Here is a 17614-nt window from a genome sequence, read left to right as displayed (position 1 = left end):
CTCAACTGCGGCCAAAGCACTGTTACCTGATGCAACTTGTGGCAACGGGCTTGCCAGAAACGACGATGCCAGCCTTGCCGCCACTATCGCCGGCAAGCCGGCTCCGACAGGGTCCGCCGTTTGCTCAGCCCTGTTCGACACGATTGCGCCCGGCATTCTTGGCCCGGTAAAGCGCCTCATCGGCTCGTTTGAGCGCATGGTCGCCGCGCTCGCCAGTCCTGAACGCCGACAAACCGACCGACACCGTGATCGTCACGCGCTCGCCCTTGAAGTGGAACGGACAGGCCTCAATGGCCGTGCGCAAGGTCTCGGCCAACTTGAGTCCGGCGCTGATCGGGGTATTGGGCACCAACAGGACAAACTCCTCACCGCCGAAACGGGCAATGAAATCCCCCGAGCGCAGGCGCTTGCGCAGCTCGCCGGCAATGATTTTCAGTACCTTGTCGCCGGCCAGGTGGCCATAGTTGTCGTTGATGCGCTTGAAGTGGTCGAGATCGAGCATGGCGATCAACAAGGTGTTGCCATGCTGCTGCCACTGCGCCATTTCCTGCTCCAGGCGTTCGCTCCAGGCCGCGCGATTGGGTAGGCCGGTCAACGGATCGACCAGGGCTTTCTGGCGCTGCTCTTCAAGATGATCGCGATAGCCCTGGGCCTCTTTCTCCATATGCGCCACGCGCTCGGCAAGGCTTTGCAGGCGCACGGCAACCTCCTGTTCGCGGATGGCCCGTTGCTGCTGGTGCTGATCCATGGTGCCCAGCAACCCTTCGAGGCGGTTTTCCAGGACATGCTTGAGGCTGTCCAGGTCCGCGGCATCCTGCACGCTGCTTTGCAGCCCATCGACATGCTCGCGCAGTTGGCTGTGCAGTTCATTCGCCGCCGTACGCCCCTCGGCGTGGCCGGCGCTGGCCGCCTGCAGGTTGCTCTGGAACGACTCCAGGCGTTCGTTGAGTTGCTTGAGGTAGGCCTCGAAATCACGCTGGCCGCTGTCGTTGATCGCCAGCATCAACACGGCCAGATCATCGAGGATCGGCAGCAATTCGTACCAGTTCAACCCATGTTCGAGGCGCTGGCGCATGGCCTCGGCGTGGGCCTGGTGACGCTCGGGAAGCGTGAGGTCATCGAGCAGGCCAAGCAGTGTCGACTCGATATGTTCGGCCACCGAGCTGTAGGACGGCTCGGGGGATTCGGGCAAGGCAAACAGGACATCCGGTTCCGGGTACTCCGGGTCGACGGCCGCCAGCGCTTCAGCCATCACCGACGGTAATGGCAGGCTGTCGATAAACAGCGTGGGCGCGAGATGAACCACAGGGGCCAGCACTTCAGGCGAGGCTGTCGCCTCGATGACGGGCGCGGGCACCGACGGCGGCACGCTGGGCCCAGCATCCGGTACCGACAACAGCGGCCGCTGTTCCTCGCTGGCCGGAGTCGCGGGCAGGGCTTCAGACGGCGGTTCGCCAGCCAGGGCCGACGGCTCCGGCTGCACCACCGGGGGCGCATAGGCAACGACATCGACAGGCGCGACCGGTGGTGGCACCTCGGACTCGATATCGGCTGGCGTTGACCGAGGCGATTCGGGCCCGACTGACGCCGTAGCGTCAGCTGGGCCCACAGGGGTAGACACAGTCGTGGGCGCGACAGCCGCTGCCATGACAGGTGCCGGCACAGGCGCGGGCGCGTGAACTGGCTCACCCTCCTGGGTCTCGGATTCATGCGCCGTGGAATCAAGCACCTGGGCCGGAACCTCTTCGGGTCTGGCAGGCGCAACCGGCGGGTGATCTGCCGTGGCTTCCTGCCCGGCCTCCTTGCCGCCGAACAGTCGTTGCAACAGACCGGGACGAGCCGGTTCAGTCGGTTGCTCAAGCTGCGCCAGCGCCTTGTTTTGCAGGCTGCTGAGCTCGCTGAGCAACAACGGGATTTCCCGCGCCTGGCCGACACGCCCCTCAAGCTGCTTGGCGAAGTTCTTCAGCGGCCGCCTGACCTCACGGGGCAACGGCAGGGATTGCAACTGGGTCACCAGCGCGGTCAACGCCGTGCTCACCTGTTCGGCACGGGTCTCGCGGCGCTGTTCGGAGTCGAGCACGGCCTTTTCCAGCCGTGGCAACAGGGCCGCCAGGGCGCCGTCCATATCGTCGCTGCGCACGATATCGCGCATTTCCTTCATGCACAGGTCGACCGCGCGGTCGGTTCCTTCCGCCGCCAGGGTGCTGCGCACCAGCCCACGGCGAAGCAGGTCCAGACGAGCGTCCCAGCGACGCTCGAGCTTTTCCTGTTGTTCGATGCTCTTAAGGTATTTCTCTTTCCAGCGTTCGACTTCTTCGCTGCTCATGCCCGGCGTCCGCGAGATTTAGCTACTCAAGGCCGGCAACGTATCAGAACCGATGGAGCCTGGCAGGCGAATTTCGACGGCTACCGGCAAATGGTCGGAAATAGGTTGGGCCAGCACCTCGACCCGCTCCAGCGTCAGGCTGGGGCTAAGCAGGATATGGTCCAGGCAACGTTGCGGACGCCAACTGGGAAAGGTGGCTTCCACCTGCGGTGCGAGCAAGCCGAGGTCGCGTAAAGGCGAGTGTAGCAACAGGTCGCTGGCCTGGGTGTTCATGTCGCCCATCAGCACCAGGTGCCGAAAACCGCCGATCAACTCGCGGACATAGGCCAGTTGCCGGGTACGCGCACGCGCGCCCAGGGCCAGGTGCATCATGACCACCACCAACGCCTCCGGCCCCTCGCCAAAACGCACGAGAATCGCCCCGCGACCCGCCGGCCCCGGCAAGGGATGATCCTCGATCGCCGAGGGCCGCAAACGGCTCAACACACCATTGCTGTGCTGGGCCAGGCGCCCGAGGTTGCGATTGAGTTGCTGGTACCAGTAGGGAAAGGCCCCGAGCTGGGCCAGGTGCTCGACCTGATTGATGTAGCCCGAGCGCAGGCTGCCACCATCGGCTTCCTGAAGGGCGACCAGATCGAAATCGGCGAGCAGGCTGCCGATTCTCTGCAAGTTGTCCGCCCGCCCGGTGTGCGGCAACAGATGTTGCCAGCCACGGGTCAGGTAATGTCGGTAGCGCTGGGTGCTGATACCGACCTGGATATTGAAACTGAGCAGGCGCAGGCGATTGTCCGCAGGCAAGCCGGTGATTTCCAGGTGGTCCTCGTTGACCTTGGCCTCATGCAGGCCAACGATACGCTCCGCCCCCCAGCGCCCCATCACGGCGGCGGCCCTACTTGGTCGCCGTGCCCATGGCCGCTCGCTCCTTGGCAATCAGTTGATCGGCCACGTTCAGCGCGGCTTCAGGACCACCCGCGGTGCCGAGGTCAAAACGGTACTTGCCGTTGACGATCATGGTCGGTACGCCACTGACTTCATACTTCTTGGCCAGGTCCCTGGCTATGGCTATCTGGCCTTTTATTGCAAACGAGTCGAAGGTCGCCAGGAACTTGTCCTTGTCGACGCCCTGGGTGGACAGGAAATCCGCCATCTCCTGCTTATCGGTGAGCTTCTTGTGTTCTTTCTGAATGGCATTGAACACGGCCGCATGCACCTTGTGCTCCACGCCCATGGCTTCCAGGGTCAGGAACAACTGGCCGTGGGCATCCCAAGGACCACCGAACATGGCGGGAATACGCACGAAATTCACATCTTTAGGCAGTTTTTCAACCCAAGGGTTGATGGTTGGCTCAAACGCGTAGCAATGCGGGCAGCCATACCAGAACAACTCGACCACCTCGATTTTGCCCGGCTCGGCAACCGGTACCGGTTTACTCAGCTCCACGTAGGTCTTGCCTGCTTCGAGCGGCACATCGGCGGCCTGGGCCGTCATGCCGAACAGGCTGGCGGTGACGAGTGCGGCGCTGAGAATCAGATTACGCATGCTTTGCTCCTGGACATGGATATGTCGCCTCAGACACGACCTGCCACTTCAGACAGACCGGGATGGGCTCTAGTTCGATGATTAGTGTAACGGCAGCGGCCACAAAAAAGGGCGGCCAAGGCCACCCTTTTATCGTTGCAGCGTCGGATTAATCGATCATTAACATTGCCAAAGATGACAATCCCCCCGCGGCGCTGGCCGTCAGAGCCTCAGTGCAGGCCCTGGACGTAGCTGGACACGGCTTCGATATCCTTGTTGCTCAGCTTGGCGGCGATGCTCTGCATGATCTTGGTATCGCCGTCGTTGGTCCGGTTGCCTTCGCGGAAGTCGGTCAACTGCTTGGCGACGTACTGCGCATGCTGGCCGCCCAGGTGCGGGAAGCCGGCGGCGGCGTTGCCGGCGCCATTGGGCGAGTGGCAACCGGTGCAGGACGGCATGCCCTGGTCCAGCTTGCCACCGCGGAACAGTTCCTCGCCACGCGCCACAACCTTGGGATCGGCGGCACCGACGCTGCCTGACTGGCTGGAGAAGTAGGCGGCGATATCGGACAGGTCCTGATCACTCAGGTTGGTCAACAGGCCGGTCATTTCCAGCACGGTGCGCTTGCCCGACTTGATGTCCTGCATCTGCTTGGTCAGGTAGCGCTCACCCTGGCCCGCCAGTTTCGGAAAGTTGGGTGCCATGCTGTTGCCATCAGGGCCGTGGCAAGCGCCACAGACGGCGGCCTTGGCCTGACCAGCCTTGGCGTCGCCCGCGGCATGCGCCAGGCCTGTGATCCCCACGGTCAACAGCAGACTCACGATCAGTTTGTTCATCAGCTAATCCAACTACGGCTAAGGGTTAAGAGTTATGGACCGGGCTTACTCGCTCATCCACTGGATGATGCTTCGGTAATCCTCGGCACTGCAGTCCATGCACAAACCACGCGGCGGCATCGCCTTGAAACCCTGGGTCACGTGTTGCACCAGCGTCTCCATACCTTGCGCCAATCTTGGCTTCCAGGCCACCTGATCACCCTTTCGAGGGGCCATCGGCAGCTGTCCGGCATGGCAGGCACCACAAACACGGTTGTACACGGCTTCCGGTTCCTGTGTAGCCTGCGCGCCGTAAAGCGGCATCAAGAGTCCGGCGGCCAGCAGCCATCGGGCCGGCAACGACCTTCTCAGGGTTGGGAACGTACCGTGTTCTACTGCACGGTCTAGGTTTATCGCCCCCGTGAGCTTCATCCTACGTTGGGACAAAGCGCACACAAAATCTGCGGCATTATATACTGGCGCTACTGAAACGGAAACGACACTGCTGCCGCGTCCATCCCCGGCACCGCCCACATCGGAAATCCCATGCAACTCAAGAACCCCATTCTCGGCCTGTGCCAACAGTCCACCTTCATGCTCAGCGCGGCCAAAGTCGACCAGTGCCCGGACGACGAAGGCTTTGAAGTGGCCTTTGCCGGTCGTTCCAATGCCGGCAAATCCAGCGCCCTCAACACCCTGACCCATGCGAGCCTGGCCCGCACCTCGAAAACCCCGGGGCGCACACAGTTGTTGAACTTCTTCAAGCTAGACGATGATCGGCGTCTGGTCGACCTGCCGGGCTACGGTTATGCAAAAGTTCCGATTCCGCTCAAGCAACACTGGCAGCGTCACCTGGAAGCTTACCTGGGCAGCCGCGAGAGTCTGAAGGGCCTGATCCTGATGATGGACATTCGCCATCCGATGACCGACTTCGACCTGCTGATGCTCGATTGGGCGGTGGCCAGCGGCATGCCAATGCACATCCTGCTGACCAAGGCTGACAAGCTGACCTACGGCGCGGCGAAGAACACCCTGCTCAAGGTACAGGCGGAAATCCGCAAGGGTTGGGGCGACACCATCAGCATCCAGTTGTTCTCGGCGCCCAAGCGCATGGGCCTGGAAGAGGCCTACACGGTGCTGGCGGACTGGATGGAACTGGCGGACAAGGGCAGCGAAAGCGCGGCGGAATAAAGCTTTTTTGCTTTTTTTGAGGCCCGACAGACGTACACCGAACTGCCTGTGGGGCGCTCAGGCAAGGCAAAAGCGCGACGTGAAAGGCGAAGTTTACTGGCTGTAAATGAGTCTTTCACGTCGCGCTTTTAACGCAGCATGAGCGCACCACAGCCAGTTTGGAGGCAAAAAAAACCCCGGACTTCGTATGGGGAGGGGAAGTTCGGGGTCTAAGTTCCGAACCGCTAGGGCGGGGTCCGGAATATCTGCCAACACTTAACACAACATAGGAGCATCGAAGGGCTTCACCAGCCATTCAGTAACTCAGAGTGCCGTGTCGCCAATTTAGTTCCTGATTTTTTCAAAAACTATTTGGCATAAGTGAAACGCATTCCTGAACTAATGGCCTTTCACTGGTGTTTTGCCGCGACATCATGTCACGGCAAAACCCTGCTTGGGTCGGCGCGGGCTTGCCGGCGATGAGGCCCGCAAGCCATGCAGTGAGTGTCAGGCCGCCATCGCCAGCAAGCGGGCTCCCGCAAAGGGCCGTGGCGCGCTCAAGGTCCAGGCTAGTGCGCCTCATCCCAGTTGTCGCCCACGCCTACGTCCACCAGCAACGGCACGTCCAGCTGCGCCGCGCCACTCATATGGACGCGAATCTTCTCGCTGACTTCGTCCACCAGGTCCTCGCGCACCTCCAGCACCAGTTCGTCGTGCACCTGGAGAATGACCCGGGCATCCAGGCCGGATTCGCAGAGCCAGTTATCCACCGCCACCATGGCTTTCTTGATGATATCCGCGGCCGTCCCCTGCATCGGCGCGTTGATCGCCGTGCGTTCGGCGGCGGCGCGCTCCTGGGGCTTGTTGGAGTGGATGTCCGGCAGGTACAGGCGGCGTCCAAACAGGGTCTCTACATAGCCCTGCTCCGCGGCCTGGCCACGGGTGCGCTCCATATACTCGCGAACCCCCGGGTAGCGGGCGAAATACACATCGATATAAGCCTTGGCCGTCTTGGTGTCGACGCCGATGTCCTTGCCCAGCTTCTGCGCCCCCATGCCATAGATCAAGCCGAAGTTGATGGCCTTGGCGCTGCGGCGCTGATCGGAGGTGACCTCGCTCAACTGCGTCTTGAACACCTCCGCCGCCGTCGCCGTGTGCACGTCGAGGTTGTGGCGGAAGGCATTGAGCAAGCCCTCGTCCTTGGACAAGTGGGCCATGATCCGCAGTTCGATCTGCGAATAGTCCGCCGCCAACAGCTTGTAGCCCTTGGGTGCGATGAACGCCTGGCGGATCCGCCGCCCTTCGGCGGTGCGCACCGGGATATTCTGCAAGTTCGGATCGCTGGAGGACAGCCGCCCGGTGGCCGCCACCGCCTGATGATAGGAGGTGTGGATACGCCCGGTACGCGGGTTGATCTGCTCCGGCAGGCGATCGGTGTAGGTGCTTTTCAACTTGCTCATGGTGCGGTACTGCATCAGCACCCTGGGCAACGGATAGTCGTCCTCGGCCAGCTTGGCCAAGACCTCTTCAGCCGTGGACGCCTGGCCCTTGGCGGTTTTCTTCAGCACCGGCAGGCCGAGTTTTTCATAGAGGATCGCCCCCAGTTGCTTGGGCGAACCGAGATTGAACTCCTCACCGGCGATGGCGAACGCTTCGCGCTCCAGTGCTACCATCTTTTCGCCCAGCTCGATGCTCTGCACCCCGAGCAACGCCGCATCCACCAGCGCCCCCTGGCGCTCGATCCGCGCCAGCACCGGCACCAGAGGCATTTCGATATCGGTCAACACACCGAGCAGGCTCGGCACCGCCGCCAGTTGCGCATGCAAAGCCTGGTGCAGGCGCAAGGTCACGTCGGCGTCTTCGGCGGCATAAGGCCCGGCCTGCTCCAGGGCGATCTGGTCGAAGGTCAGTTGCTTGGCGCCCTTGCCGGCGATGTCCTGGAAGCTGACGGTGTCGTAGTCGAGGTACTTTTTCGCCAGGCTGTCCATGTCGTGGCGGGTGGCCGTGGCATTGAGCACGTAGGACTCGAGCATGGTGTCGAAAGCGATGCCGCGCACCGTGATGCCGCACGCCGGATCACCACCGATGGCGCAGTTGGCAAGGATATTCATGTCGAACTTGGCGTGCTGGCCGACCTTGAGCTTTTCCGGGTCCTCCAGCAGGGGCTGCAACGCCCGCAGCACGCTGTCGCGGTCCAGTTGCTCCGGAACGCCGATATAGGCGTGGGTCAGCGGTACATAGGCGGCTTCGTTGGCCTGTACGGCAAAGGACACCCCCACCAGTTGCGCCTGTTGCGCGTCGATCCCGGTGGTTTCGGTGTCGAAGGCGAAGAGTTTCGCCTCCTTGAGTTTCTTCAGCCAGACGTCGAAGCGAGCCTGATCGAGGATGGTTTCGTATTGCGCCTGGGCGGCAACCTCGGCGACTGGCGGGGCAGCCTCCGCGATCGCCGGCTGGGCGTCGAAGAGATTAGCGCTGTCCACCGCGGGGACCACGGCAGCCGCCTGCTCGATGCGCTTGGTTTCACGCTGCAGTTCGTCGATCCAGCTCTTGAACTCCAGCTGGGCGTACAGTTCGGCGAGTTTTTCCCGGTCCGGCTCGCCCAGGTGCAGATCGTCCAGGCCGATCTCCAGCGGCACATCGATCTTGATGGTCGCCAGTTGGTAGGACAGCAACGCCATTTCCTTGTGTTCCAGCAACTTGGCCGGCAAGGTCTTCGCCCCGCGAATCGGCAGATCCGGCACCCGGTCGAGCTGCTCGTACAGCTCTTTCAAGCCGCCGTTGACCCCCACCAGCAAGGCCACGGCGGTTTTCTCGCCGACGCCCTTGACCCCGGGAATGTTGTCGGACGAGTCGCCCATCAGCGCCAGTAGATCGATGATCTGTTCCGGAGCGACGCCAAACTTCGCCTTCACGCCGTCCACGTCCATCGAGGTTTCGGACATGGTATTGACCAGGGTAATGTGCCCGTCGACCAACTGCGCCATGTCCTTGTCGCCGGTGGAAATCACCACCGGGCGGTTGGCCGCCGCGCTGCTGCGGGCCAGGGTGCCGATCACGTCGTCGGCTTCCACGCCCTCCACGCACAACAGGGGAAAGCCCATGGCCCGGACACTGGCATGCAGCGGCTCGATCTGCACCCGCATATCGTCGGGCATGCTCGGGCGGTTGGCCTTGTAGTGGGCGTACATTTCATCGCGAAACGTCCCGCCCTTGGCGTCGAAGACTACCGCGAACGGGCTCTGCGGATACTGTTTGCGCAGGCTTCTGAGCATGTTCAGCACGCCCTTGACCGCCCCCGTGGGCAACCCCTTGGACGTGGTGAGCGGCGGCATCGCGTGGAAGGCGCGATACAGGTAGGAAGAACCGTCCACCAGGACGAGAGGAGCTTGGTTCATGAGTACGATCAACCTTTTCGGCGGGTGCGGCGCTAGAATAACCGGACCGTTGACGACAAAGGGACAAGGTTATCATGTGCAAACTCAATCGCCTGTTATTGGGCGGCCTGCTCGTACTGACGCCGTTGGCCGCCATGGCCGCGACGGACGCACCGGCAGCCGAACCTGAAGTGACGATTCACACGGAAGGTGACAAAACGATCCAGGAGTACCGGGTAAACGGCTTTCTGTACGCCATCAAGGTCACCCCCAAAGGTGGCAAGCCCTACTTTCTGGTCCGTGCCGATGGTACTGATGCAAACTATATCCGCTCGGACCAGCCGGATATGCTGATTCCGTCATGGAAGATCTTCGAGTGGAAGTAAGTCCTTAACTTTAATCGGCGCCGTCTTGTCGGCGGCGCCCGTACTGGCAGTTTTAACCATGTCTGTGTTCACCCCCCTGGCTCGGCCTGAGCTGGAAACCTTTCTCGCCCCTTACGGGCTCGGTCGTCTGCTCGACTTCCAGGGAATTGCCGCCGGCAGTGAAAACACCAACTTCTTCATCAGCCTGGAGAAGGGCGAGTATGTCCTGACCTTGGTTGAGCGCGGGCCGGTGCAGGAAATGCCATTTTTCATCGAACTGCTCGACGTGCTGCATGACGCCGACCTGCCGGTGCCCTATGCCTTGCGCACCACCGATGGCCAAGCCCTGCGCGAGCTGGCCGGCAAGCCGGCGTTGCTGCAACCGCGTCTCGCCGGCAAGCACATCAAGCAGGCCAATGCCCAGCACTGTGCGCAGGTCGGTGAGCTGCTCGGTCATCTGCACCTGGCAACCCGCGACAAGATCCTCGAACGCAAGACCGATCGCGGCCTGGACTGGATGCTCGAAGAGGGCGAGAAGCTGATGTCGCACCTGGGCGACGAGGCGCGCGACCTGCTGCAAACGGCGCTGCAAGAGATTGCTCGGCACAAGGCGCAGATCCTCGCGCTGCCCCGGGCCAACCTGCACGCCGACCTGTTCCGTGACAACGCGATGTTCGAAGGCACGCACCTGACCGGGCTGATCGACTTCTACAACGCCTGTTCCGGGCCGATGCTGTATGACGTGGCGATTGCCTTGAACGACTGGTGTTCGGATGACGCCGGGGTGCTCGACGGGCAACGGGCCCGGGCGCTGCTGGGGGCTTATGCCGGCCTGCGGCCGTTCACCGCGGGTGAAGCCGAGTTGTGGCCGACGATGTTGCGGGTGGCTTGTGTACGCTTCTGGCTGTCGCGCCTGATTGCCGCCGAGTCCTTTGCCGGACAGGACGTGTTGATTCACGACCCGATGGAATTCCAGCGGCGCCTGGCGCAGCGCCAGCAGGTCAGTTGCTCGTTGCCGTTCGCGCTCTAAAGCCAAAGCCGACCTCACCTTGTGGCGAGCGGGCTTGCCCGCGCTGGGCTGCGAAGCAGTCGCAAAATCGGTTGTCTCGGTCTGTCTGATAGGCCGAGTTCGCCGGTTTTAGGGCCGCTTCGCGCGGCGGTGCGGCGTTCCGACAAGCCCGCTCGCCACAAAACCTCGCTCGACTTCAAATTTCCTTAACTGTGCGGAATCAGGGTAAACCTGCTCGCCACAGGTGCTGCCTACAACGATTCCAGACACCCCGCCAGGTCATTGCCAAGCTTCTCCAGCACCTGCTCATAGCCATGCGCCGCCGCCGGCGTGTAGCCACCCAGGGCATCCAGCTCGGCCAGCTTCACCGGCAAGCCGCTGACCAGGGTTTCCGCCAGCCGTGGCCGCAGCGGCGGCTCGCTGAACACACAAGTCTTGCCCACTTCCTGCAAGCGCGTGCGCATCGCCGCCACATGCTGGGCTCCCGGCTGCACCTCGGCGGCCACGCTGAACACCCCGGCATGCTTGAGCCCGTAGGCATCCTCGAAGTAATCGAAGGCCTCATGGAAGACAAAGTAGGGCTTACCCGCCACAGCCGCCAAACGCGCCTTCAAGCGCGCATCCAGGGCATCGAGCCGGGCGTCGAAGGCCGTCACATTGCTCTGGTAGCGCACCGCGTTGGCAGGATCGGCCGCGCTCAGGTCCTGGGCCATGCGCGCGGCAATCACCCGGGCATTGACTGTCGACAGCCACAGATGCGCATCCAGCGTGCCCGGACGGTGATCATGGTCATGTTCGTCGGCATCTTCGGCATGGGAGTGGCTATCTTCGGCGAACCGACGCAACTTCATCCCCGGCAGGTCCTGCACCGCCACGCTCGGCAGGCTACGGCCCTTGAGCACCCGGGGCAGGAAGCTTTCCATATCCGGGCCGATCCAGTAGAGCAAGTCCACCGACTGCACCTTGCGCACGTCGGAAGGCCGCAATGCATAGTTGTGCGGCGAAGCACCCGGCGGCAGCAGGACCTCCGGCGTGTCGACGCCCTCTTGCACGGCGGCGGCAATCAACTGGAGGGGTTTGATGCTGGTCAGGACGCTGACTTGCGCCTGAACCGGGGAAATCACCAACAAGCTGGCACTGACAGCGACAAAAAAGGCAAAAAGACGGGGCACGATGAACACTCAAGGTGGCAGGAACAGGTAACATAATAACGTCTCTCTCAAACGCCGTCGCCGCTCATGCCTATCACCCCTCTCGCCAGCCGTCCCCACGACCACTCTCATTGCGTGCACAGCGCGCTGTCCGACGCCGACGCCCTCTGCGCGCGCCAGGGCCTGCGCCTGACCGCGCTGCGGCGACGGGTGCTGGAGTTGGTCTGGCAGAGCCACAAGCCGCTGGGCGCCTACGACATCCTCGCGGTATTGAGCGAACAGGACGGCCGCCGTGCCGCGCCCCCAACCGTCTACCGCGCCCTGGACTTCCTGCTGGACAACGGCCTGGTCCATCGCATCGCCTCGCTCAATGCCTTTGTCGGCTGCAATCACCCGGAACATGCCCACCAGGGCCAGTTCCTGATCTGCCGCAAGTGCCATGCCGCCATCGAACTGGAACAGAAGTCCATCAGCGACGCCATCGTCGCCAGTGCCCGGGATGTCGGCTTCGTCGTCGAGGCCCAGACCGTCGAAGTGATCGGGCTTTGCTCGGCTTGCCAGGGGGCCTGATGAGCACTGCGCTGATTCGCCTCGAACAGGTGGGTGTGACCTTTGCCGGACAGAATGTGCTCGACAACATTGACCTGAGCGTCGAACCCGGACAGATCGTCACCCTGATCGGCCCCAACGGCGCCGGCAAGACCACCCTGGTGCGCGCCGTGCTCGGGCTGCTCAAGCCGGATCGCGGCAGTGTCTGGCGCAAACCGAAGCTGCGGGTCGGCTATATGCCGCAAAAACTCCATGTCGACCCGACCTTGCCGCTGTCGGTGCTGCGTTTCCTGCGCCTGGTGCCGGGTGTCGACCGCGCGCGGGCCCAGGCGGCCCTGGCCGAGGTCGGTGCCGGACAGGTGATCGACAGCCCGGTGCAAAGCATCTCCGGTGGCGAAATGCAGCGCGTGCTGCTGGCCCGCGCGCTGTTGCGCGAACCGCAGTTGCTGGTGCTCGACGAGCCCGTGCAAGGCGTCGACGTCGCCGGCCAGGCCGAGCTCTACAGCCTGATCACGCGCCTGCGCGACCGTCACGGCTGCGGCGTGCTGATGGTCTCCCACGACCTGCACCTGGTGATGAGCACCACCGACCAGGTGGTCTGCCTCAATCGCCATGTCTGCTGCTCCGGTCATCCCGAACAGGTCAGCGGCGACCCGGCCTTTGTCGAGCTGTTCGGCCAGAACGCCCAGAGCCTGGCGATCTATCACCACCACCATGACCACGCCCATGACTTGCACGGCGCCGTGGTCAGCGAAGCGGCCCCGGCGGCCCACGCCCACGTTCACGGAGAAAGCTGCAAGCATGGCTGATTTTCTGCTCTACGCCTTGCTGGCAGGCCTGGCCCTGGCACTGGTGGCGGGTCCGCTGGGCTCGTTCGTGGTCTGGCGGCGCATGGCCTATTTCGGCGACACCTTGTCCCACGCGGCGCTGCTCGGCGTGGCTCTGGGCTTTGTGCTGGACGTCAGCCCGACCCTGGCGGTGACCGTCGGCTGCCTGCTCCTGGCGGTGCTGCTGGTGACCCTGCAACAACGCCAGCCGCTGGCCTCCGACACCCTGCTGGGCATTCTCGCGCCAAGCACTTTGTCCCTTGGCCTGGTGGTGCTGAGCTTCATGCATGAAGTGCGCATCGACCTGATGGGTTATCTGTTCGGCGACCTGCTGGCGATCAGCAGCAGTGACCTGTACTGGATCCTCGGCGGCAGCGCGGTGGTGCTGGTGCTGCTGATCAGCCTCTGGCGGCCCCTGCTGGCCATCACCGTGCATGAGGAACTGGCCACTGTCGAAGGCCTGCCAGTGACCTCCCTGCGCCTGGCCCTGATGCTGCTGATCGCCGTGGTGATCGCCGTGGCGATGAAGATTGTCGGCGTGTTGCTGATCACCTCCTTGCTGATCATCCCGGCCGCCGCCGCCCAGCGTCACGCCCGTTCGCCGGAGCAGATGGCCCTGGGCGCCAGCCTGCTCGGCATGCTCGCCGTGGGCGGCGGCTTGGCGCTATCATGGTTCAAGGACACCCCGGCGGGGCCGTCTATCGTGGTCACGGCCGCCGGCCTGTTTCTGCTGAGTTTTGTTCTGCCGCGCAGAGGGGTGTAGACTTGCTCGTTTTTTGCGCAATTAGAGAGTCGCAGGAATGAAGCCGTTCGCCTCCCGTTATCTGCTCGTTGTTGCATTTTCCCTGCTGCTGGGCGCCTGCCAAAGCACCCCGCCGGACGCCACGGTGCCCGACGCCCGGGTTGCGGCCATCGCCGCGCTGGAACAGAGCATCAACGGCAATGAACTGGCCACCGCCGAGGACCAACTGGGTACCTTGCAGGCACAGTCGCCGGATGATCCCCAGTGGCTGAGCTACCAGCGGCAACTGGCCGAAGCCTATCTGCAACGCAGCCAGATCGTGCTGCAAAAGGGCGATGTCAACGCCGCCGCCACGGCCCTGAGCCGCGCCCGGGCGCTGATGCCCAAGGCGCCGGCCCTGACCGGCGGGGTCAACGGGGCGATTGCCCAGGCGCGCAAGGCCGAGCTGGAAAAGGCCGAGGCCGCGCTCAAGGCTGCCGAAGCCAGGCCAACGGCGCGGTTGATCGATCCGAGTGCCGAGAGCAGCACAATTGCCCTGAACATCCAGGACCTTGCGCAACTGCGCAAACAGATGGATGCACTGGCGGCGGACGTGGTGAACTACCAGTGCGCGGTGACCTTCCAGGTGCCGCGCACCCAGGATTACCCGTGGCTGGCGACCTTGCTGGAAAAGCGCGTGAAAAAGCTTGATGCGGGCTTCGAACTGAAGATCGACAAGCAGATTGACCGGCAGGTACAGGCCCAAGTGGTATTGACTCCGAGCAAGCCGTGAAGTCAACGCGCTTCTGCAGGCGCCGGCTTTCCAGCGATGGGGCCAGCAAGTCGCGCATCGAACTTGCGGACCTCATCGTCGCAACGCCGCCCGCAGCAAGCCGACTGCCACGGATGGGCGTCCGACCGTCGATCGGCTTATTTCCGATTGAAAGGTTATCCGCGAAACAAATGCTAAAAACCTCTATACGGACAGGCTAAAATGCGCGCCGGCTAACCGCTGACCTTTTTCCATTGCGCCCCACAAGGTTCGCTACGTGATCGAGTTTCATAACGTCCATAAAACCTACCGGGTCGCCGGTAAGGATATTCCCGCCCTGCACCCCACCAGCCTGCGGGTTGAGAACGGCCAGGTGTTTGGCCTGATCGGTCATTCCGGCGCGGGAAAAAGTACCCTGCTGCGTCTGATCAATCGCCTGGAAGCCCCCAGCGGCGGCAAGATCATAGTCGACGACGAAGAGGTCACGGCGCTTGACGCCAATGGCCTGCGGCGTTTCCGTCAACAGGTTGGAATGATCTTCCAGCACTTCAACCTGCTGGCCTCCAAGACCGTCGCCGATAACGTCGCGCTGCCCCTGACCCTGGCCGGCGAGCTGTCGCGGCGCGAAATCGACCAGCGCGTCGCCGAGCTCTTGCAGCGCGTCGGCCTGAGCGACCACGCGAAGAAATATCCGGCCCAGTTGTCCGGCGGCCAGAAGCAGCGCGTCGGCATCGCCCGCGCCCTGGCAACCAAGCCGAAGATCCTGCTGTGTGACGAAGCCACCAGCGCCCTCGACCCGCAAACCACCGCGTCGGTCCTGCAACTGCTGGCCGAGATCAATCGCGAGCTGAAGCTGACCATCGTGCTGATCACCCATGAAATGGACGTGATCCGCCGGGTCTGCGACGTGGTCGGGGTCATGGATGCCGGCGTGATCGTCGAGCAAGGTCCGGTGGCCGAGGTGTTCCTGCACCCCAAGCACCCGACCACCCGCCGTTTCGTGCAGGAAGACGAACAGATCGACGAAAGCGAGCAGCGCGACGACTTCGCCCATGTACCGGGCCGTATCGTCCGTCTGACCTTTCAGGGCGAAGCCACCTACGCACCGCTGCTGGGCACCATCGCCCGTGAAACCGGGGTCGACTACAGCATCCTTGCCGGACGTATCGATCGCATCAAGGACACCCCGTATGGGCAACTGACGCTCGCCATCACTGGCGGCGACATGGACGCCGCCTTCGCCCGCTTCGACGCCGCGGACGTTCATATGGAGGTACTGCGCTGATGGACCTGTTTCTGAATTTCTTCGCCCACATCGACTGGGCGGACATCTGGGAAGCCACTGGCGACACGATGCTGATGCTCGGCACCTCGCTGGTGTTCACCATACTGCTGGGCCTGCCGCTGGGGATCCTGCTGTTCCTGTGCAGCCCGCGCCAGTTGCTGGAGCAGAAGGCCACCTACTCGATCCTGGCTTTCGTGGTGAACGTGGTGCGCTCGCTGCCATTCATCATCCTGCTGATCGTGATGATTCCCTTCACCGTGCTCCTCACCGGCACCTCCCTGGGCGTGGCCGGAGCCATTCCGCCGCTGGTGGTGGGTGCCGCGCCGTTCTTTGCGCGCCTGGTGGAAACCGCGCTGCGCGAGGTCGACCGGGGCATTATCGAGGCCACCCAGGCGATGGGCGCGACCACCCGCCAGATCATCCTCAATGCACTGTTGCCCGAAGCCCGTCCGGGTATTCTCGCGGCGATTACCGTGACCGCGATTACCCTGGTGAGCTATACCGCCATGGCCGGCGTGGTGGGTGCCGGCGGCCTCGGCGACCTGGCGATCCGCTATGGTTACCAGCGCTTCCAGACCGATGTGATGGTGGTCACGGTGGTCATGCTGATCGTCTTGGTCCAGGTGCTGCAGAGCATCGGTGACCGGCTGGTGGTGCACTTTTCCCGCAAATAAGTATCGCTTTTACAACTGAATCAGCCGGCCCCAGGCCGGCAGGCGCCGGAACCGGCGCCCCTCACATGGAGTCGTTCGATGAAAAAACTGATCGCTGCCTTTGCCGCCGTTGCGGCCTTCTCGGCCCACGCCGCAGAAACCCTGACCGTGGCTGCCACCCCGGTTCCCCATGCGGAAATCCTCGAGTTCGTCAAACCGGTCCTGGCCAAGGAAGGGGTTGACCTGAAGGTCAAGGTCTTCACCGACTACGTGCAGCCGAACGTGCAAGTGGCCGAGAAGCGCCTGGACGCCAACTTCTTCCAGCACCAGCCGTACCTGGATGAGTTCAACAAGGCCAAGGGCACCCACCTGGTCAGCGTTGCCGGCGTGCACGTGGAGCCGTTGGGCGCCTACTCCAGCAAGTACAAGAAACTCGCGGACCTGCCAGGCGGCGCCGCCGTAGTGATCCCGAACGATGCCACCAACGGTGGCCGGGCCTTGTTGCTGCTGCAGAAAGCCGGCCTGATCAAGTTGAAGGATGCTACCAACATCCTGTCGACGCCCAAGGACATTGTCGAGAACATCAAGGACCTGAAGATCCGCGAACTGGAAGCCGCCACCCTGCCGCGCGTGCTGACCCAGGTCGACCTGGCGCTGATCAACACCAACTACGCCCTGGAAGCCAAGCTGGACCCGTCCAAGGATGCACTGATCATCGAGGGCAAGGACTCGCCTTACGTGAATATCCTGGTGGCCCGCGAGGACGACAAGGATTCGGACGCCATGAAGAAGCTGGTCGCGGCGCTGCACAGCCCTGAAGTCAAAGCCTTCATTCTCGAGAAATACAAGGGCGCGATCGTTCCGGCGTTCTAAGCCACACGCCAATACCCGTCAGTTAAGGAGATCCGGGGCTGAGCACGGCCTTGTGGCGAGCGGGCTTGCCCGCGCGGGGCTGCGGAGCAGCCCTAAAACCAGTGATCGCGATGTGTCAGGTAGAACAGGGTGATCGGTTTTGCGACGGCTTCGCAGTCGGACACGGCGGTGCGGCGTTCCGACAAGCCCGCTCGCCACAAATACC

17 protein-coding genes are annotated in these 17614 nt (G+C 62.9%); 10 read left to right on the top strand and 7 right to left on the bottom strand.

The annotated features are described in order from the left end of the window. Positions 1 to 124: 124 nt before the first annotated feature. The 5 genes from PFEN_RS24730 to PFEN_RS24710 form a co-directional block, all read right to left on the bottom strand. On the bottom strand, positions 125 to 2326 hold the full coding sequence (locus PFEN_RS24730) for a GGDEF domain-containing protein (protein ID WP_191489253.1): 2202 nt from the start codon (positions 2324 to 2326) through the stop codon (positions 125 to 127). A gap of 18 nt (positions 2327 to 2344) precedes the next feature. Further along, positions 2345 to 3202 (bottom strand): endonuclease/exonuclease/phosphatase family protein, encoded by an 858-nt coding sequence (locus tag PFEN_RS24725; protein WP_412071490.1) that lies wholly within the window; start codon positions 3200 to 3202, stop codon positions 2345 to 2347. 13 nt (positions 3203 to 3215) lie between these two features. Beyond that, positions 3216 to 3866, bottom strand: coding sequence for a thiol:disulfide interchange protein DsbA (dsbA, locus tag PFEN_RS24720; RefSeq protein ID WP_191489251.1), 651 nt, complete (start codon positions 3864 to 3866; stop codon positions 3216 to 3218). A gap of 209 nt (positions 3867 to 4075) precedes the next feature. Next, entirely contained in the window at positions 4076 to 4681 is a 606-nt protein-coding gene (locus tag PFEN_RS24715; protein WP_191489250.1) for a c-type cytochrome, read from the bottom strand. A gap of 45 nt (positions 4682 to 4726) precedes the next feature. After that, positions 4727 to 4984 (bottom strand): c-type cytochrome, encoded by a 258-nt coding sequence (locus tag PFEN_RS24710; RefSeq protein ID WP_224771092.1) that lies wholly within the window; start codon positions 4982 to 4984, stop codon positions 4727 to 4729. A gap of 222 nt (positions 4985 to 5206) precedes the next feature. Between PFEN_RS24710 and yihA the strand changes: the two genes are divergently transcribed. Next, on the top strand, positions 5207 to 5851 hold the full coding sequence (gene yihA, locus PFEN_RS24705; protein ID WP_191489249.1) for a ribosome biogenesis GTP-binding protein YihA/YsxC: 645 nt from the start codon (positions 5207 to 5209) through the stop codon (positions 5849 to 5851). 548 nt (positions 5852 to 6399) lie between these two features. On the opposite strand, the gene polA is transcribed toward yihA, so the two are convergent. Beyond that, the gene (gene polA, locus PFEN_RS24700) at positions 6400 to 9225 is read right to left on the bottom strand and encodes a DNA polymerase I (RefSeq protein ID WP_191489248.1); all 2826 of its coding nucleotides are present in this window, start codon (positions 9223 to 9225) and stop codon (positions 6400 to 6402) included. Positions 9226 to 9299: 74 nt separating this feature from the next. On the opposite strand from polA, the gene PFEN_RS24695 reads away from it, so the two are divergent. Both PFEN_RS24695 and PFEN_RS24690 read left to right on the top strand, forming a co-directional pair. Beyond that, positions 9300 to 9590 (top strand): DUF2782 domain-containing protein, encoded by a 291-nt coding sequence (locus PFEN_RS24695; protein ID WP_191489247.1) that lies wholly within the window; start codon positions 9300 to 9302, stop codon positions 9588 to 9590. A 58-nt stretch (positions 9591 to 9648) separates the two neighbouring features. After that, a complete protein-coding gene (locus tag PFEN_RS24690) occupies positions 9649 to 10599 on the top strand; it encodes a homoserine kinase (protein WP_191489246.1) in 951 nt (316 codons plus the stop codon). Positions 10600 to 10829: 230 nt separating this feature from the next. Here the strand turns inward: PFEN_RS24690 and PFEN_RS24685 are convergent, their stop codons facing one another. Next, a complete protein-coding gene (locus tag PFEN_RS24685; protein ID WP_191489245.1) occupies positions 10830 to 11750 on the bottom strand; it encodes a zinc ABC transporter substrate-binding protein in 921 nt (306 codons plus the stop codon). Between the two features lie 66 nt (positions 11751 to 11816). Between PFEN_RS24685 and zur the strand changes: the two genes are divergently transcribed. The 7 genes from zur (at position 11817) to PFEN_RS24650 (ending at position 17409) form a co-directional block, all read left to right on the top strand. Beyond that, on the top strand, positions 11817 to 12299 hold the full coding sequence (gene zur / locus PFEN_RS24680; protein WP_191489244.1) for a zinc uptake transcriptional repressor Zur: 483 nt from the start codon (positions 11817 to 11819) through the stop codon (positions 12297 to 12299). Continuing rightward, on the top strand, positions 12299 to 13087 hold the full coding sequence (znuC, locus tag PFEN_RS24675) for a zinc ABC transporter ATP-binding protein ZnuC (RefSeq protein ID WP_191489243.1): 789 nt from the start codon (positions 12299 to 12301) through the stop codon (positions 13085 to 13087). Before zur ends, znuC begins: the two co-directional genes overlap by 1 nt. After that, positions 13080 to 13868, top strand: coding sequence for a zinc ABC transporter permease subunit ZnuB (znuB, locus tag PFEN_RS24670; protein WP_191489242.1), 789 nt, complete (start codon positions 13080 to 13082; stop codon positions 13866 to 13868). Before znuC ends, znuB begins: the two co-directional genes overlap by 8 nt. Before the next feature lie 37 nt (positions 13869 to 13905). Then, positions 13906 to 14619, top strand: a complete 714-nt coding sequence (locus PFEN_RS24665; RefSeq protein ID WP_191489241.1) for a PA5502 family lipoprotein — start codon at positions 13906 to 13908, stop codon at positions 14617 to 14619. Positions 14620 to 14875: 256 nt separating this feature from the next. Beyond that, on the top strand, positions 14876 to 15883 hold the full coding sequence (locus PFEN_RS24660; protein WP_191489240.1) for a methionine ABC transporter ATP-binding protein: 1008 nt from the start codon (positions 14876 to 14878) through the stop codon (positions 15881 to 15883). Next, positions 15883 to 16557, top strand: a complete 675-nt coding sequence (locus tag PFEN_RS24655) for a methionine ABC transporter permease (protein ID WP_191489239.1) — start codon at positions 15883 to 15885, stop codon at positions 16555 to 16557. The genes PFEN_RS24660 and PFEN_RS24655 overlap by 1 nt, the downstream gene beginning before the upstream one ends. A 78-nt stretch (positions 16558 to 16635) precedes the next feature. Beyond that, entirely contained in the window at positions 16636 to 17409 is a 774-nt protein-coding gene (locus PFEN_RS24650) for a MetQ/NlpA family ABC transporter substrate-binding protein (protein ID WP_191489238.1), read from the top strand. Positions 17410 to 17614: the final 205 nt, after the last annotated feature.

It is taken from the genome of Pseudomonas sp. FEN (genome assembly GCF_904067045.1).
Classification (GTDB): domain Bacteria; phylum Pseudomonadota; class Gammaproteobacteria; order Pseudomonadales; family Pseudomonadaceae; genus Aquipseudomonas.
The sequence above is the reverse complement of the archived record's forward strand: the minus strand, read 5'-3'. Positions and strand labels throughout refer to the sequence as shown.

Excerpts from the sequence above, each read along its gene's own strand:
- PFEN_RS24730 (WP_191489253.1), bottom strand. The coding sequence starts at position 2,326 with ATGAGCAGCGAAGAAGTCGAACGCTGGAAAGAGAAATACCTTAAGAGC.
- PFEN_RS24725 (WP_412071490.1), bottom strand. The coding sequence starts at position 3,202 with ATGGGGCGCTGGGGGGCGGAGCGTATCGTTGGCCTGCATGAGGCCAAG.
- dsbA (WP_191489251.1), bottom strand. The coding sequence starts at position 3,866 with ATGCGTAATCTGATTCTCAGCGCCGCACTCGTCACCGCCAGCCTGTTC.
- PFEN_RS24715 (WP_191489250.1), bottom strand. The coding sequence starts at position 4,681 with ATGAACAAACTGATCGTGAGTCTGCTGTTGACCGTGGGGATCACAGGC.
- PFEN_RS24710 (WP_224771092.1), bottom strand. The coding sequence starts at position 4,984 with ATGCCGCTTTACGGCGCGCAGGCTACACAGGAACCGGAAGCCGTGTAC.
- yihA (WP_191489249.1), top strand. The coding sequence starts at position 5,207 with ATGCAACTCAAGAACCCCATTCTCGGCCTGTGCCAACAGTCCACCTTC.
- polA (WP_191489248.1), bottom strand. The coding sequence starts at position 9,225 with ATGAACCAAGCTCCTCTCGTCCTGGTGGACGGTTCTTCCTACCTGTAT.
- PFEN_RS24695 (WP_191489247.1), top strand. The coding sequence starts at position 9,300 with ATGTGCAAACTCAATCGCCTGTTATTGGGCGGCCTGCTCGTACTGACG.
- PFEN_RS24690 (WP_191489246.1), top strand. The coding sequence starts at position 9,649 with ATGTCTGTGTTCACCCCCCTGGCTCGGCCTGAGCTGGAAACCTTTCTC.
- zur (WP_191489244.1), top strand. The coding sequence starts at position 11,817 with ATGCCTATCACCCCTCTCGCCAGCCGTCCCCACGACCACTCTCATTGC.
- znuC (WP_191489243.1), top strand. The coding sequence starts at position 12,299 with ATGAGCACTGCGCTGATTCGCCTCGAACAGGTGGGTGTGACCTTTGCC.
- znuB (WP_191489242.1), top strand. The coding sequence starts at position 13,080 with ATGGCTGATTTTCTGCTCTACGCCTTGCTGGCAGGCCTGGCCCTGGCA.
- PFEN_RS24665 (WP_191489241.1), top strand. The coding sequence starts at position 13,906 with ATGAAGCCGTTCGCCTCCCGTTATCTGCTCGTTGTTGCATTTTCCCTG.
- PFEN_RS24655 (WP_191489239.1), top strand. The coding sequence starts at position 15,883 with ATGGACCTGTTTCTGAATTTCTTCGCCCACATCGACTGGGCGGACATC.
- PFEN_RS24650 (WP_191489238.1), top strand. The coding sequence starts at position 16,636 with ATGAAAAAACTGATCGCTGCCTTTGCCGCCGTTGCGGCCTTCTCGGCC.